Origin of the sequence: Lysinibacillus sp. NPDC097214 (assembly GCF_050277945.1) — a bacterium.
Taxonomy (GTDB): domain Bacteria; phylum Bacillota; class Bacilli; order Bacillales_A; family Planococcaceae; genus Lysinibacillus; species Lysinibacillus xylanilyticus_B.
On the sequence record NZ_JBNNSS010000002.1, the window covers coordinates 669131 to 685999 of the forward strand.

Annotated in this window: 16 protein-coding genes and 1 pseudogene; 9 read left to right on the forward strand and 8 right to left on the reverse strand. The window is 36.7% G+C overall.

The genetic code is table 11. The features are described 5' to 3' along the window. Positions 1 to 26: 26 nt before the first annotated feature. On the reverse strand, positions 27 to 626 hold the full coding sequence (locus tag ACQKMI_RS07110) for a TetR/AcrR family transcriptional regulator (RefSeq protein ID WP_427487929.1): 600 nt from the start codon (positions 624 to 626) through the stop codon (positions 27 to 29). A 444-nt stretch (positions 627 to 1070) separates the two neighbouring features. Here ACQKMI_RS07110 and ACQKMI_RS07115 point away from each other — a divergent pair, with 444 nt between their 5' ends. The 6 genes from ACQKMI_RS07115 to ACQKMI_RS07140 all read left to right on the forward strand — a co-directional run bounded on the left by ACQKMI_RS07115 (position 1071) and on the right by ACQKMI_RS07140 (position 6122). After that, positions 1071 to 1799: an ABC transporter ATP-binding protein gene (locus ACQKMI_RS07115; protein ID WP_427487930.1), complete on the forward strand. Its 729-nt coding sequence runs from the start codon at positions 1071 to 1073 to the stop codon at positions 1797 to 1799. Next, entirely contained in the window at positions 1796 to 2812 is a 1017-nt protein-coding gene (locus tag ACQKMI_RS07120) for an ABC transporter permease (protein ID WP_427487931.1), read from the forward strand. Before ACQKMI_RS07115 ends, ACQKMI_RS07120 begins: the two co-directional genes overlap by 4 nt. Before the next feature lie 483 nt (positions 2813 to 3295). Beyond that, entirely contained in the window at positions 3296 to 4162 is an 867-nt protein-coding gene (locus ACQKMI_RS07125; protein WP_427487981.1) for an ABC transporter ATP-binding protein, read from the forward strand. Positions 4163 to 4180: 18 nt separating this feature from the next. After that, positions 4181 to 4888, forward strand: coding sequence for an ABC transporter permease (locus ACQKMI_RS07130; protein WP_427487932.1), 708 nt, complete (start codon positions 4181 to 4183; stop codon positions 4886 to 4888). Positions 4889 to 4911: 23 nt separating this feature from the next. Continuing rightward, positions 4912 to 5622 carry a response regulator transcription factor gene (locus ACQKMI_RS07135; protein ID WP_427487933.1) on the forward strand — a complete coding sequence of 237 codons (711 nt, stop codon included), beginning with the start codon at positions 4912 to 4914 and terminating at the stop codon, positions 5620 to 5622. A gap of 377 nt (positions 5623 to 5999) precedes the next feature. Beyond that, positions 6000 to 6122, forward strand: coding sequence for a hypothetical protein (locus ACQKMI_RS07140; RefSeq protein WP_427487934.1), 123 nt, complete (start codon positions 6000 to 6002; stop codon positions 6120 to 6122). Positions 6123 to 6164: 42 nt separating this feature from the next. Here the strand turns inward: ACQKMI_RS07140 and ACQKMI_RS07145 are convergent, their stop codons facing one another. Further along, positions 6165 to 6623, reverse strand: coding sequence for a DUF523 domain-containing protein (locus ACQKMI_RS07145; protein WP_427487935.1), 459 nt, complete (start codon positions 6621 to 6623; stop codon positions 6165 to 6167). 201 nt (positions 6624 to 6824) lie between these two features. Between ACQKMI_RS07145 and ACQKMI_RS07150 the strand changes: the two are divergent. Further along, positions 6825 to 6939, forward strand: a pseudogene (locus ACQKMI_RS07150) (IS3 family transposase); the annotation flags it as partial. On the opposite strand, the gene ACQKMI_RS07155 reads toward ACQKMI_RS07150, so the two are convergent. The 6 genes from ACQKMI_RS07155 to ACQKMI_RS07180 form a co-directional block, all read right to left on the reverse strand. Further along, positions 6936 to 8084, reverse strand: coding sequence for a copper amine oxidase N-terminal domain-containing protein (locus tag ACQKMI_RS07155; protein WP_427487936.1), 1149 nt, complete (start codon positions 8082 to 8084; stop codon positions 6936 to 6938). The pseudogene ACQKMI_RS07150 and the gene ACQKMI_RS07155 overlap by 4 nt on opposite strands. 475 nt (positions 8085 to 8559) lie before the next feature. After that, positions 8560 to 9765, reverse strand: a complete 1206-nt coding sequence (locus tag ACQKMI_RS07160; protein WP_427487937.1) for a dihydrolipoamide acetyltransferase family protein — start codon at positions 9763 to 9765, stop codon at positions 8560 to 8562. Positions 9766 to 9777: 12 nt separating this feature from the next. After that, on the reverse strand, positions 9778 to 10755 hold the full coding sequence (locus ACQKMI_RS07165; RefSeq protein WP_427487938.1) for an alpha-ketoacid dehydrogenase subunit beta: 978 nt from the start codon (positions 10753 to 10755) through the stop codon (positions 9778 to 9780). After that, positions 10755 to 11852 carry a pyruvate dehydrogenase (acetyl-transferring) E1 component subunit alpha gene (gene pdhA / locus ACQKMI_RS07170; protein ID WP_427487939.1) on the reverse strand — a complete coding sequence of 366 codons (1098 nt, stop codon included), beginning with the start codon at positions 11850 to 11852 and terminating at the stop codon, positions 10755 to 10757. The genes ACQKMI_RS07165 and pdhA overlap by 1 nt, the downstream gene beginning before the upstream one ends. A 105-nt stretch (positions 11853 to 11957) precedes the next feature. Further along, a complete protein-coding gene (locus ACQKMI_RS07175; protein WP_323650475.1) occupies positions 11958 to 12548 on the reverse strand; it encodes a TetR/AcrR family transcriptional regulator in 591 nt (196 codons plus the stop codon). A 212-nt stretch (positions 12549 to 12760) separates the two neighbouring features. Next, the gene (locus tag ACQKMI_RS07180) at positions 12761 to 13963 is read right to left on the reverse strand and encodes a YbfB/YjiJ family MFS transporter (RefSeq protein ID WP_427487940.1); all 1203 of its coding nucleotides are present in this window, start codon (positions 13961 to 13963) and stop codon (positions 12761 to 12763) included. 118 nt (positions 13964 to 14081) lie between these two features. Here ACQKMI_RS07180 and ACQKMI_RS07185 point away from each other — a divergent pair, with 118 nt between their 5' ends. Together ACQKMI_RS07185 and guaD are read left to right on the forward strand one after the other, a co-directional pair. After that, positions 14082 to 14972 carry a LysR family transcriptional regulator gene (locus ACQKMI_RS07185; protein WP_427487941.1) on the forward strand — a complete coding sequence of 297 codons (891 nt, stop codon included), beginning with the start codon at positions 14082 to 14084 and terminating at the stop codon, positions 14970 to 14972. A gap of 509 nt (positions 14973 to 15481) precedes the next feature. Then, positions 15482 to 16849 (forward strand): guanine deaminase, encoded by a 1368-nt coding sequence (gene guaD, locus ACQKMI_RS07190; protein WP_427487942.1) that lies wholly within the window; start codon positions 15482 to 15484, stop codon positions 16847 to 16849. The last annotated feature ends 20 nt before the right edge of the window (positions 16850 to 16869 follow it).

Sequence of the window (16869 nt, forward strand, 5' to 3'; positions counted from 1 at the left end):
TTAGATTTAGAAATCTTTGTTAAAACTCATTGCTGCAAAGATGCCAAATTACCAAGGAAGCGCAATAATCGAAAATGAATCATGGCTAACTCTTCCACGTTTAAATTCTCATCGCCACTGTCTAACCACTCTTGAATAACACCTAAAATTGCGGAAGTTAAAAAAGCCTCAAAATATCGTTGAAATTCTGGATCAAGTCCTTCTTCCCGCATAACAGAGATTCTGTCCAAAATATGATTACTAAAAACTTTCTTCATCCTCTTGCTAAAGGCAGGACTCCCCTGCTCCCCTAAAATAATTCGGAAGGCTGTCGCATGCTCTTTAATATATTTAAACACCGCAATAAATGGCTGATAAAGTTGACCTAATTTTATCGTTTGAAAAGCATCTAGTGGTTGCACGTTTTTTACATAGCTTTCTAGTTCATTTAATAATTCTTGCTGCAAATCCTCCATCACTTCAAATTTATCTTTATAATGTAGATAAAAAGTTCCTCGATTAATGTTTGCAGTAGTAGCTAAATTTTTTACTGTTACCCTTTCAAAACCTACTTCTTCTATTTGTACAAGTAATGCATTTTTTATAGCTCGTTTTGTTTCAAAATTCATCATATCGTGAATAGACATTTAGAACCCCCATTGAATTATCACTTATTCCGTTTGTATTTAGCAATGTTGTTAGATAGTTACCTCAATGATTACAACAAGGTCAAAAAGTAGTAGTCATTACAGCATTTACCTTATTTATCGGCATTCTTCTTAGTTATTTCCATTAATTGAATTTAGTAAAATGGCTATTTTAAAAATCCTTAAGTGTCTGAGGGAAAAATGTAGCACCGAAATGCACATCCGTACTTATCACAGAAACCCCAAAATAAACCAATACGATTCATTTAAATTAGCATTAGTCCATTTTTTGATTGATTTAGGTAGTCTGATTTTACCTTGCTCGAAAACGTAGAAATCCAAAATCACTTAACACTTTTTAGTTATTTGTTTATTGTAATTACCAATTCACTACCTTAAAATTTCAGGTATCAACACTGTGTTTAGTAAAGGAGAGATGGTTAGATGGGAAACAATGCAATTTCACTCAACTCCATTGAAAAAAAGTTTCATCAAAAACAAGTAATTGCCCCGCTTTCCTTAGAAATTCCAAAGGGACAGCTAATTGGCTTACTTGGCCCTTCAGGCTGTGGGAAAACGACATTAATTAAAATGATTATGGGAATGATCAAGCCCGATAATGGTCATATTCAAGTGTTAAATTATACAGTCCCCCATAAGCAATTACTAACGGATATCGGCTATATGGCACAATCTGATGCACTGTATTTGGATTTAACCGGTGAAGAGAATCTTCATTTTTTTGCTAAGCTTTATCGATTATCAAAAAAAGAGCGTGCGGAACGTGTAAATTATGCTGCAAGCCTTGTTCATTTAACGGATGATTTAAATAGTAAGGTGTTGAATTATTCTGGGGGGATGAAACGAAGATTATCCCTTGCAATTGCCCTTATCCAAAATCCAAAGTTGTTGATTTTAGATGAGCCAACTGTTGGTATCGATCCCGTATTGAAAAAAGAAATTTGGCAGGAGCTAATTCGTTTAAAAAACGATGAGCAAAAAACAATTTTAGTAACGACACATGCAATGGATGAAGCCGAGCGCTGTGACCAGTTGGCTATGCTACGTAATGGTCAGATCATTGCACATGGAACACCACATGATTTGAAAGCTCATTATCAGGCAAAGGATTTTGATGAAGTGTTTTTAAAGGCTGGAGGTGAAGCACTATGAGAATCGGCGCAATTGTCACAAGAATAATGCAGCAAATGATACGCGATAAACGTACACTTGCCTTATTATTTTTTGCCCCTCTTCTTGTGCTTTCGTTAATGTATTTTGTTTTTAATAGTAATGAACCTGACATGACACTAGTCGTATCAAATGGTCCTGTATCACTAATTGAAAAGCTTGAAGAAGCAGATTTTCATGTTATCGAAAAAAATGATTTCAATATCGCCAATTTAAATGATGAAAAATATGATGGCTGGTTAGCTTTTCAGCAAAGTCAATTGAAGCTCACTTTATTAAATGATGATCCGTCAACAGCCAAGGCTTTAAAGATGAAGCTTTCTCAGGTTGTGCAGCCTGAACAATCTGCAATGATGAAGTTGACGACTGATTATGTATATGGCGATGAAAATACCGCTATTTTTGATATTTTCAGCCCGATGCTGACAGGCTTCTTTGTTTTCTTTTTCGTCTTTTTGATTACAGGGATAGCGTTGTTAAAAGAACGAACTTCAGGGACTTTGGAACGCTTACTAGCGACACCGATTAAGCGTTCTGAAATTGTAGCTGGTTATATGATTGGCTATGGATTGTTTGCTTTTATTCAAACGACTATTATTGTAGTATTCGGGGTTTATGTCCTTGATATTGTACACGTCGGCTCCATTTGGCTTGTGCTACTAATCAATATTATCGTTGCACTTGTTTCATTATCATTAGGAGCTCTGTTATCAAGTTTTGCTGCATCAGAGTTTCAAATGATGCAATTTATCCCGCTTGTCATTGTGCCGCAAATTTTCTTTTCAGGTATTTTCCCACTGGATAATATGGTGGAGTGGCTGCAAAATATTGGCCGAATTATGCCACTATACTATGCCGCTGACGCGTTGAATGGGGTTATGTATAAGGGTTATTCCTTTAGTGAAATTCTAGTAGACTTAGTGATTCTTGCTTGCTTCGCTCTTGTATTTATGACATTAAATATTGTAAGTCTAAAAAAATATCGATCATTATAATTGAAACGGTTCTGCTCAAAAAAATTGGGCAGAACCTTTTCATTATAAATTAGGACCCATCAGTATAACGTGGAGTTGATTTTCGTTCCGGCTGGGCGCTTTGTTGTTGACGCTTCGCTTTCGCACAGAGCAAAGCTTCCTGGGGACGTCGGGGCAACAGAATGTTGGTCACGAAGGCGTTATCACAGGATGTGATGATTTTAGCCTTCTTTCCTCTATTGCTGATCCCCAAGGAGTCACCCAGCCTCCACTCCAATCAACTAATATATATACATTTACACAAATATCATCTTCAACATCCGAAACTTTCTCCAAAAATAAATAAATAAGGTAAATTACACCAAAATTCTATTAGCAAAAGTACTAATATTCATCTATACTATTTTACAGATAATGGTCTTGAATTTCGCAAGTACGGACATATAGAAACGAAAATGACTTACAAAAAAAGCCTAAAAAAGGTGTGTAAAGATGAATACGATTATGGAAATACAGAACATCTCTAAACAATATAGAGGTAAGACAATTTTAGAAAGTGCTACATTTTCTATTTGTGCCAATCAAATTATAGCCCTAGTAGGAAAGAATGGGTCCGGTAAGAGTACTCTTCTAAAAATCATTGCGGAATTAGTGGATGCTGACAGTGGTTCTATTGTAAAACATCGACAATCTTTAAAAATTGGCTATGTGCCAGAAGTGACTCCTTCACATATTTTATTTACACCTGAAGAATATCTTTATCATATGGGTAGGATTCGAGGGATGACCAAAAAACAACTACAGCAAAAAATAAATGAGTTACTTGAATTATTTCATTTACAAGAAGCTCGGAACACTCGGATTGTTAATTTTTCTAAAGGTATGAAGCAAAAGGTTATGATTATGCAAGCAATGCTTGAAGACACAGATCTATTAATCTTAGATGAACCGTTATCAGGACTCGATCCTAAGGCCCAAAGTGATTTAGAAGAAACACTTTCAATTTTAAAGTCCAAGGGGTTGAGTATCGTTTTAACATGTCACGAAACAAAATTACTGCAACATCTTGTTGATACCGTTCTTGTTATTCAAAATAGTAGGGTCATTCAAGTGGAATCATTCAATGAAAATGATATACCGAAAAATAAATTAATTTTCGAAATTTCAAGCGCGAAATTATTAGATAATCTATTCCCTTTTCTTGAAATTCAACAACAATGTCTTTTAAACAATGGTTGTCATGAGGTAATTGCCGTTATGAAGAACGAAGATACAGATCAAGTATTATTGGATCTCCTTCACAAAAAAGCTTCTATCAAGCAATTAACCCCTATCAATCAGAAGGAAGAACAATTTTATACCCATTTTTAAGGAGGATTAGACGTTGTTATGACAAGTTTATTGCGCTATCAATTTTTCAATTATGTAAGGACCTATCAATATGTTCCACCTTTTTCAATTTTCATTTTATGCCTTGTTGTAAATTATTCCTTTGTACCAAATCCAATATTAGATAGTTATTCGTTTACAGCTATCATTCTATTTTTTCTAATGGGATGGTTTACAATTACACTATTTCACGCTGAAGATGAAGGCCAAAAAGTAATTACAACACTTCATGCCAAAAGTCGAACGCAATATAATTTAGGAATTTTTATGATTTGTGTACTAATTGGGTTTTTCTTAAGTTGGGTATCAGTAGTCTACCCTACTCTTATTGGCGCCTTTGGAGAAAAACCAAGATTGATACATCAATTACTAGGATTCCTCTCACATTTTAGTCTATCTGTACTAGCGATTGCACTTTCAGCTATATTTACGAGAGAACTCGTTAAAAACAAGCAAAATACTTGGTGGGGTGTACTTGGCATCTTAATTATTTCTGTCGTGATTGCTACTTTAAAAGAAACAATTCTTCAGATCAAGGGACTCATTTGGCTACTTCCCCCTGTCCGTTTTTCATTGGAAATGATGGGCTCAGAAGACTCTATAAAATCAATACCAAACAGTTTTTATTGGCAATTTGCTTGGATTTTCGTCTATTCGACCTTTGTCATCATGTTGTTCTTCCTCCTTTCGAATCGAAAAAGGAGATAAATTTCTAAAGAAGGAGAGTTCTTATGGTTAATAAAACAAGGGTGCTAATTATAGAAGATGAAGGTGATATTGCAAATATCATAAAGGACTATTTAAGCGTTAACCACTTTGATCCCCATATCGCTAGAACTGGTCATGAGGCACTCCATTATATGAAAGAAATCTCTCCTGACTTTATCATTCTTGACCTTTCTCTCCCTGATTGCGATGGAATCGAATTATGTCGCCAAATTCGTGAAAATAGTAATGTTGCTATACTAATTTTAAGTGCTCGGAACAGTGATACTGATAAAGTTCTTGGTTTAGGCTTCGGTGCGGATGATTATATGACAAAGCCTTTTTCTTTAAGTGAGCTTGTGGCAAGAATAAACGCCCATTTACGGAAACAGGATAGATGGCTGCAGGACAATGCGAGCCAGATGGATATTATACGAATCGATCATATGGAAATCAATAAAAATGAGTATACTTTTTCCTGTGATAAAAAGCATGTTCCTCTATCTGCAAAAGAATTTGAGCTACTATTTTTTCTAATGAAATATCGTAATCAGGTTTTCTCCAAAAATCAGTTACTCGATGCTGTTTGGGGCTATGACGCATATGGTGATGAAAATACGATAACCGTTTACATTAGGCGTCTACGCGAAAAAGTTGAAAACGATCCATCTTGTCCTATTTATATTCAAACAGTTTGGGGCGTTGGCTATAAATTTACTACTCAAAACCATTCGTAGGAGAGCACAATGTATTTAAATAATTGGATGAAGAGATGGTTGTGGGCGATTATCTCTCATGAGTGTTGTGGTAGCCTGTCTTGGTTGCTGGGTATCTACGAAAATTATCGCTAAAACCTCACCGCGAATTTTACTTGTTGACTAAAAAATGCCCCCTGATCTACTTATGTAGTGGGGGCGATCATTTTGATATAAAGATGGTCTTTAATCAAGCTAGTCTTTTAATTTATTTATTTTCTTATATATCATCACTTTTGACTCTAAAAAAGCCAAGTTTAAAGAAGCGACAAACAATACTGGTTGGGCAATATTTCGTGCGTTAAATGATGATAACACTATATAATAAAAGAAATTCAAACTAGATTGGATGTGATGACATGGAAACTGTTCATATTCCTATCGATGCTGAACAAATTATTAGCACCTCTAGTAAAGGCGATCAATCGAAATGGCGTATCGGCAACATGTGGTTCAAGCAAAATGCACGAGGTTCCTTTTGATATCGAAAGGAATTCAACTTTTCATTACTTACAATGATTAAATTATTTGATATCTGTAAAAAAATCTTCTTCAGAAAAGACCGCAATATTGTTTCTTCTAAGCAGGGAAGTTGTTACGCCCATGCCAACTAATTTTGTACCATTGAAATCCCCATTGTAAATCATTGCACTGCCACAGGATGGACTATACTCTTTTAAAATAACCTTAGTCGCACCTAGTTCGAGTGCTTTTTTTAATGTTGCATATGCGCCCTTTAGATAGAGCTCCGTTACATCACGGCCGGATTTTTCAACCACTTTCGCTTTTCCATCAAGAACGTCTTCACCATCTCCACCAACAATTTCAGCGGGCTCACGAGGCGTCGAAAAACCTCCCATAAGTTCAGGGCATACAGTCACCGCCTTATTTTCTAACACAAGCTTTTGAATTCTTTCATCTAAACTATCTTTTCCGTTATATCGTACCTTTAATCCCGCTAAGCAAGAACTTATTAAAATCATATGCGCACCTCATTTTTTCGTAATATTGTATAAGTAAAACTTTAGCTCATTAAAAGAGTCTGTCAACAGCTATTACATAACTTGCTTACTTGACCTACTCTATTCTCTTTTTAATGAACAACCGATGCAGGTCAGTTATCCGTTATCGTCATGGATGCTATGATTTCAGGCTAACATCCTATGTGAACTCCTTTCCGATTCCACATCGATTACTATAATAACAAACGGATTAAACAAAAATTGACTGGCTTAAGTCCCGTATAAATACCGAACTCAAACCAGCCAATTCTCTACATCAACCAAACTCAAACTTTAAGGTTTTACTACCTCATGATTATGACCCTCAAAGTCTATTCTGTAATTCCCAAAAGTTTCTTTTCTTTCTTCTGAGCTTAAATCTCCAAATCTATTATAACCAAAAATGTAGATGCCGTTACCATCTATTTTCCAGTTATATGGATTTGCTAAAGTATCAAAACCATAGTAAAATCCTGGCTTACCTAAATAATCAGAAACCCACTGCCCATTTTTAAGCGTTGCATACTTTAAATTACTCGTTTCATGAGCATTTACTACACCACGCTCATATCTTGTTAGGTAATAGACATTATTCTGATAAGTTTTCACAGCCTTAATCGGTGCTTTTTCAATGGCTACTCTTGAAATGTCTTGTCCATCCACATAATATAAAATAAATTCTCCCGTAGTGGCATAAGCGTAGTCCAAATAAAAATTGCCCCTATCTGTTTTAAACCACAAATCTCCTAACTTAACCACATTTTTATCCTCTACAAACTCCTGATAAACAAAGGGTTCGAAATAAGAAAAATCATTGCTATAGAATAATTGACCTTTTTCTTTAATCACTGCCATAAAACGATCACTATAGACGACAGATTTTCCTTGATATAGCAATTCACAGAGGCGTACTAGATTAAGATTTTCAAGCTCTGTAGCATTTACATCCCTTATAATGATCAAACTATACGGTTGTATGACTTCATTCTTTAAATATACTACTTTTTTATCAAAGGCCTCACCAATATATCTTAACGGAATATAGGTTGAATTATGATAAAGGTTTGCAGCAACGTCCATTTGAATATGTTTCCCATTAACAGCAATAGCCTTGTCCCCTATTTTCAAGGTTATTGATTTATCTGAATGTTTAATAGTTATGGTATTATTTTTAGCGTTAAAATCTACTTTTGCACCAAAGCCTTCAGAAATAAAGCGAAGTGGCACTAAGGTTCTCCCATCTTTTACAATTGGTTGTACTGCGGAAACCATATTACCATTTATAAATGCTTTTGTACTTTGAGGCGACATAATGATACTGTTTTTAAGATCTTTTTCTGTAACATCAAAATACTGTTTACTAAGATTTGCTGCTTGAGCAGTTTGACTAAAAGGCAAGATCAATGAAAAAGTTAATAATGTTATAATAATTTTTTTCCTCATTCTATTCTCCTCTCCTCAACGATGATTTGCTTATTTTAGAGATGCATATACGTCAGCATTACCAATATAAGATTTATCTACATTATATACCTTTTTCATCAGGAATTTCCACGAGCAATAGCCATTCCTCAATAGTTACTTTACTGTCCGTTGTAAAAGAAGCCTAGGTATTCGAGCTGTTTATATATTCTTGGAAAAAACAATACAGTAAATATTTTTTTGGGAGATAATCATATGAAAAGAGCCCATACTCATGCGTTACTACTACCCCTTTTACTGTCTAGATAATACAAAAACTCGTAAACGCGACAGTGCGTTTACGAGGCATAAATTATTTTATTGGGTGTGTAAATCTCATTTTGCACATCGACCAGTTAAATAGGCCGCAGCTTGACTAATTGAAACCTGTGAAATTGCCACTATTTTTTCTGTTGTGCTTGCTAATCCTTTGGCAAGCATCTCTATCATTTTTGAACTATAGTAAAAAACGTGCAGGTTCCTCTAAATAGCCTGCTACACTACGCATAAATGCATTTACTGGCTCGCCATCAATAACACGATGATCAAATGTGCAAGACAGTGTCATTGTATGGCCAATTTGTATTGTATCTTCTACTACGATTGGTTCTTTTACAATTTTATGAGTGCCCAGGATTGCTACTTCAGGATAGTTAGTAATCGGCGTCGCAAATGTTGCCCCGTCCTTTCCTGTACTAGAAATCGTAAACGTACTACCTGTTAAATCTTCTACCGTTGCTTTTTTAGAAAGAGCCTTTGCCAATAAGCTTTCTAGCTCCTCTGCAATTTCAAAAATACTTTTTTTATTTGCATGCTTTATCACTGGCACAAGTAGACCGTCTGAAGTAGCAACTGCAACGCCAATATGAATATAAGGTAAAATCACAAGTGCTTTTTGATCTTCATCTACCTTGGCATTAAACTGCTCATGTTCCTGTAAAGCTGTAGCAACCGCCTTTACAAAAAAAGGTAAGTAAGTTATTTTTTTGTCCTTCATTTCCGGCAGCTGTTGAATACTTTTTCTAAAATCCACTAATTTCGTTACATTAATTTTTTCCATTCCTGTACATAATACTGCTTTAGAAACGGCTTTTTGCATATTTTCAAAGATTGCTTTGCGCAAGCCACGAATAGGGATGATTTTATTTTCATTAACTTCATCTTCACTACGTTTTGACTTGTTTTGTACTAGTGCTATCGGGGACGATGATTGTTTAGCATGTCTATCTAAATCACATCGCAACACCCGTCCGTTTGGTCCACTGCCCTGTATTTCTTCAATATTAATGTCCATAGTGCGCGCTGCTTTTCTAACTGAAGGAGCTGCCTTCACTCTTCCTAATACTGAAAATTCAATCTTCTCTTTCGGCATACTCTCCACTTTTTTCTCTCCAAGTGGCTGTGTTTGCTGGGGTGGTGACAAATCTGAGGTTTTACTAAATTGACAAAGCAGACTACCTACCGTAATGGTATTTCCCTGCTCGCCTCCAAGCTTCTCAATCACCCCTGTAATTGGAGCTGTAATTTCTACAACGGCTTTATCAGTTTGAACCTCTACTAAAGGCTCATTAATCGCTACTTTTTGCCCTTGCTTTACAAACCAGCCAACAATTTCTGCTTCATGTAAACCTTCCCCTATATCAGGGAGTAAAAAATCATACATTACTATCCCTCCCTATTCTTTCATGACATTTTGTACTGCACTAACAATGCGCGCTACGGTTGGCATCCATTCTGCCTCAATGCTCGATACTGGGAACGGTGTATCATAACCTGTGACACGTAAAATCGGTGCGTGCATAGCATACATACAGTTTTCGGCAATAACTGCTGCGATTTCCGCCCCTACACCGCCTGTTTTTGCCGCTTCATGAACAACGACTAGTCTGCCAGTTTTATCTACCGACTGAATGATGGTTTCATAGTCAATAGGTGCGATTGTTCGTAAATCAATAATTTCCACAGACACACCCTGCCCTTGTAATTGCGCTACTGCCTGTTTAACCGTTACGACACTCGGACCATATGTAACGATGGTCACATGCTCCCCTTCTTGAACAATCGACGCCTTACCAATTGGCACTTCATAATATTCTTCTTGTACTTCCTCTTTTATCGTTCGGTATAGCTTCAACGGCTCTAAGAACAATACTGGGTCTGGATCTTTAATCGCCGCTGCGAGTAACCCTTTAGCATCGGAAGGCGTACTTGGCATGACTACTTTTAAACCTGGTGAGTGTAGAAACAATGCTTCTAAACTATCTGAGTGTAATTCAGGTGCATGAATCCCTCCTCCGTACGGTGCTCTAACAACCAGTGGCACGGTAACTGTGCCTTCCGTTCGAGAACGAAGGCGTGCGGCCTGTCCTACCATTTGATCCATCGCCTCATAAATAAACCCTAAAAACTGTATCTCTGCTATTGGTTTAAGTCCTCTAGTGGCTAAACCTACTGCAGCTCCGATAATTGCAGACTCAGCAATCGGTGTATCAACTACACGCCTTTCTCCAAAACGTTCCATGAGCCCATCTGTCACACGGAAAACTCCACCATTTTTCCCGATATCCTCACCGAGACAGAGGATTGTTTCATCATTTTCCATTGCTTGGGTTAAGCATGTATTGATTGCCTGTACTATTGTCATCTCCATCATTACACCTCTCCTCTTTGTTGCAATTGTCTTACTAAGTTTTGAGGCATTGTTTCATACGTTGCTCTTAGTACTTTTGGAATCGTTGTCTTTTCGATTGTAAGTGCCTTTTCATAGGCTTTTAAAACGATTTCTTCGCAGTCATTTAACAGCTCCTCCTCTTGCCTCTCATCCCATAGCCCAGTAGTAATAAGAAATTTTTTCATTCTTTCTATAGGGTCATTTGTCAGCCATTGCTCAACTTCAGCTTGGTCTCTATATTTCGTCGGATCGTCTGCAGTTGTATGCGGTCCTTGGCGGAATGTAACAGCTTCAATCAGCACAGGCTCTCCATTTTTAGCTTTTTCTATAGCAAGCTTCGTTGCCTCATAAACTGCTAATACGTCATTGCCGTCTACTCTAATTCCTGTAATCCCATAAGCCAACGCCTTCTGTGCGATTGATTGGCTAGCGGTTTGTTTATGAATTGGATTACTAATTGCCCATTGATTGTTTTGAATAAAGAAAACCACTGGTAATTTATATACACCTGCAAAATTTAATGCTTCATGGAAATCGCCCTCAGAGGTACCTCCATCACCCATATAAGCAACCGAAACACTATCTTCCCCTTTATATTTACTAGCCCATGCCCCACCTACCGCATGTAAAAATTGCGCTCCAATAACGATTTGAATAGGAAAAATAGATAAATCAGTTAAATGCTGCCCAGCCATCTTACCCATTGTGTAACAAAAGAACTTATCGATAGGCATCCCGTGAACAAATGAAGCCGCAATATCTCGGTAACTAGGATAAATCCAATCATTCGAATTCAATGCGTAAGCGCTTCCAACCTGTGCCGCTTCTTGCCCTCTAATTGGCGGATATGTTTTTATTTTTCCTTGGCGTTGAAATTTCAATGCAATCCCATCAAAGATTCTTCCTTGTACCATATGTTTATACATTTCGATACATTGCTCATCAGTGGCAGTTCTTTTAAAGAAAGTTTCCGAAAGCGAACAATCTTCCTCCAAAACTGACGCGGTGTCAATTTTTAAACATGATTGATTTAACCACATTTCAACTCCGCCCTCTAAACATGACTGATTTAACCACATTTCAATTCCTCCCTTTATAACATTATTTTAATTATAAATAAGAAATAGACGCCGCGTCATTAGCTAATTTTGTTATTATTTAGCATTTCTTCGCTTTGAACAGAATTATTTAAACAAACCAAATGTATACATTGTTGCCACATCACGCGCAATTTCCTCAATTGGAATGTCTGTTTTGTCCAAAATAATTTTCCATAAATACCGCTCTGCAATGTAATACAACGAACTCGCAATAACCTCCGCATGATAATTTTCATTGCGGATCAGCCCTAGCTGTCGAACAATTTCTACGTTGGCAGACACCCTCCTAATAAATTGATCCGTGATTGATTCCCATTTCTCCCCAATTAACGGTGACACACCTTTTGCTTCATGTATCAATCTAAATATTTCCTTATTTTCAACTGCCAAGGATAAATAATTATATATATTTTTAAACGTAAAATTAAAAGCCTCTTGCTTATTTTTAGGTGTATAATTTAGCTCTGCAATTTTATAGAATGGGCTCATAACATCCTCAACTAAAGTTGCCAAAACTTCCTCTTTCCCTAAGTTAAAATGAGAATAAATCGTCCCGTAACCTAGCCCTGCTTCCTTGGCAATTAACTTGATCGTCGTTTCCTTATACCCATTTGCTAAAAAAACATTTTTTGCCGCTACTAATATTTGTGCTCTCGTTCGCTCACGCTTATCCACCTAATATCCTCCTCCCATGTTTTCGTTTAACTAAACATAATAAATAATTTCTTTTATAGTCAACTTTTAGCTAGCGTTCACTCCAAAACCATCTATTTTACTTTCCTTTCCTTTCAACATAAAAAAACCGGTGAGGTAATTGCTTACCTGAATTATTTTTTAAGTAAAAACAAAAGCCAGAAATCCCTAATCGAATTTCTGGCTTTTCTTATTTAAGGACTGGATTGAGTTTTGATAGGCAATACATTGTCTAAAGTGGCCTGCCGTTTAACCGTGATCCATCTTCCACATAACATGACAATCAATGCAAAAAATACAATGACTCCTGCAAAGACAAGCGCTGCCTTATAGCTACTATAAACCGCCACAAGCTGGCCCGCGATGATCGGTCCGATAATTTGTCCAAAAGCATAAAACGTTGTTAACAATGATACGACTGGACCGCTTTGCGTTGGGAATAGCTGACGTGCATAAGAGGTCGTTAACGTTACAATGCCTACAAATGTTAAGCCGAATAAAAATGACGATAATAATACGCTCCATACTGTTTGTGAAAATACTGGTAATAAAATGCCTACTACTTGCAATACGTAGGCGATAAACAAAATTTTGATGGCAGAGAATTTTTCTAATAAGACAGTCCAAACAGGTGCTGACGGGATAGCCGCTACCCCAACAATAACCCAGCTATATGAAGAGTATGCTTGTAGTGAAGGAATATTATGAATGATATCAACTAAAAAAGTACCTGTAATAATATAGCCTAACCCCTCAAAGCCATATGCGACGATTAGCCATGGCATAAAGCCCTTTGTCATTTTTGTATCAGAGGATTTTATGGTTTTCACACTATCCTGCACATGCAAATCTCTCCAAAGTATATATGTCGTCACTAAAAAAACTGCAGATAAAATCCCTAAGCCTATCCATGTACCTTGCCAAGCAAAACGTGCTTCAATAGCAGGGACTAATAAACCTGAAATAGCAATTCCTAATCCAATGCCACCAAATAAATAGCCTGACCATTTTGTAAGTGAATGCTTTGCTAAATAATCCATAATAATACTACATGTTAATACAAAAATTAGTCCCCCTGTAATGCCCGCAATCAGACGAAGCACAAGCCAAATACTATATATTCCAATGATTCCCATAAGAACAACAGAAAGGACATTCAAAACAACACTTAACAATAAAAAGTTCTTTTTTTGGCGATTGATAAATCCTGCCCACAATGCACCAATGAAATAGCCAATATAATTACTCGATGCTAAAAATCCTGCAACTTCAAACGAAAACCCGACATCATGACGCATAAATGGCAAAATTGGTGTAAATGCAAAGCGGCTAATCCCCATAGCCACTACAAGTAATAGCACCCCACCAAATAAAATTCCGATGTGTTGTCGATTCATTTTGTCCCCACCCCCAAAAAACTTGTTGTAATTAAAAGGATACAGAGTAAAAATTAATAAATCTAATATATAATTTATATAAAAGGATAAATAATTCTTATATAAGGTGGGATACATAATGAATTTACATGCTCTTAGATTATTCACAAAAGTAGCCGAGCTCAATAGTGTTTCGAAGGCCGCGCAAGCTCTAATGATTAGTCAACCTGCCGTAACCATTCAAATGAGAAATCTGGAAAAAGAACTAGGCTTAACTCTTTTAGAATCAAAAGGTAGAGGAATTACCTTAACACAAAATGGAGAATTTTTATTTAAACAAGCCCAGCGATTATTTGATTTAGAATTGGACATTGAAAACAAATTAGAGCAATTAAAAAACACAGGTAATGAAGAATTACAAATTGCTTCTACCCATGTTCCATCCCATTTTTTATTACCAAAATGGCTCGCAAAATATAAACAAGCCTATCCGACAACTAACATCCACATAAAAACGGCTAATTCCCAGCAGGTTATTGAAGAATTGCTTCACTATAAGGCTGATATGGCTTTTATCGTAAAAGAGGATGGCCATCATCCAGATATTAATTATCAATTTCTCATGAATCTCGATTATTGGTTTATCGTCCCATTTGGCCATCCGCTGGCAAATCAGAAAGTGACATTAGCGGAATTAATGCAGCAGCCATTTGTTTCACGAGAAGATGGTAGCTCAACAAAAGAATATTTAAATGCTTTATGTAAAGTTCATAAAATCCCACCACCGAGAGTAGGGCTACAACTGGACGGTATCAATGAATCCATTCACGCCATTGCGGCTGGATATGGTACGATGTTAGCTCCTTCCATAGCGGCTTCTAGCTTTATTCAACGACAGCAAGTAGCGCGAGTTTTTATAAAAGACGTCGACATTCAGCGTCCTATTTATCTTTGCACAAGAAAAAATGAACAAAATACCTCTTCGACCTTTAATACTTTTATTAACATCATCAATGACTCCATTTCATAACAGTCATTTTTTAAAAGCTTGAACTACACAAAATTTGTACAACAACGAATTGAAGTGTAGTCTTTTTAAAATTTGTAACTAACTATATCTCAATGTCTCATCACCAAAAGTTAGGGATTACATTTGTTAAAACGTATGCTTTGTATATAAGTTGATTGGAGTGGAGACTGGGCGACTCCTCGGGGATCAGCGATAGGGGAACGAAGGCTAAAACCATCACATCCTGTGATAACGCCTTCGTGACCAACATCGTGTTGGCCCGAGACCCTGCAGCGAAGCGAAGCGGCTCATCGGACGCCCCCAGGAAAGCGCCCAGTCGGAACGGAAATCAACCACACGCTGTGACAACGAACCATCTTAATGCTTGTAAAAGCTGTAAAAAAATAGTGAATACCGTTTAAAAATCCTGCAACAAAACTATTAATATTCGTTTTTTTGTAGACGAATCAGTTTCAATGACCTATAATAATCCATACATTCATCAATACACGAACATTAAGGTGGTTTTTATGACTGAATATACGTTAATTTTCAAAGGGACAGCTTTTTCAAGTAAGTCTCCTACTGAAGTACAAATTTTAAAGGATTATTTATTCTTCATTAATGCTGATGGGATGATTGCGAAAATAGTAGCTCCTGAGCATGCGGATTATCAAAATCTACTAACTACATATCAACACAAAGAAAATTTTCATCAATTAGCCAATGGACAATACTTCTTACCAGGCTTTGTCGATTTGCATGTACATGCACCGCAATGGGCACAAGCTGGAACTGCATTAGATATTCCACTTTATGATTGGCTGAACACATACACCTTCCCTATCGAATCCAAATTCTCCGATTTAGAGTTTGCACAAGAGGTCTATGAAGATTTAGTAAGTACTCTGCTTGCCAATGGAACTACTACATCGCTTTATTTTGCAACTGTCCATAAAGAAGCAAGCCTGCTATTAGCGGAAATTTGTGCTAAAAAAGGTCAACGTGGTCTAGTTGGAAAAGTGGTGATGGATGATCCTGAACAAAATCCAGACTATTATCGAGATGCAAATACTCAAACTGCACTTAAAGATACAGAAGAATTTATTTTAGCAGTGAAGGAATTAGCCAATTCAACGAAACAAGGTGTTTATCCAGTTATAACGCCACGCTTTATCCCAAGCTGCACAGACGATGCTTTAAAAGGTTTAGGAGAATTAGCTGCAAAATATGATACACATATTCAATCTCACTGTAGTGAAAGTGATTGGGAGCATGGTTACGTAAAGGAACGTTTTAAGAAAAATGATGCCTTTGCCTTACATGACTTTGGTCTCTTAGGCGATAAATCTGTGATGGCACATTGTAATTTCTTAAATGATGATGATGCACAGTTATTTGCTGAAACAGGCACTGCGATTGGCCATTGTCCAATTTCTAATGCTTATTTTGCAAATAGCGTCATCCCAATTGCCCGTTTCCATGCAAAAGGCGTTGATATCGGATTAGGGTCAGATATTTCTGGCGGTTTCTCACCTAGCCTATTCGATAATGCTAGACAAGCAGTCATGTCATCTAGAATGCTAGAAGACGGTGTCGATACCTCTCTTCCTGCTGAAAAACGTGGTGTCCCAAATTCACGTATTACGATTAATGAAGCATTTTATTTAGCAACAGCAGGTGGCGGAGAAAGCTTGAGTCTACCAATTGGTCGATTACAAGAAAGCTACACGTGGGATGTACAAATCATCGATACTAACATACCTTCTGCAAAACTTCCTATTTTTGATAGCAAGGAAGATTTACAGGATATCTTCCAAAAAATTATGTATCTTGTGCGCCCTGAAAATATCCGTGAAGTATGGGTACAAGGAAATAAGGTTCACGCTAGAGCATAAATAAAAATTCTAAATTTACA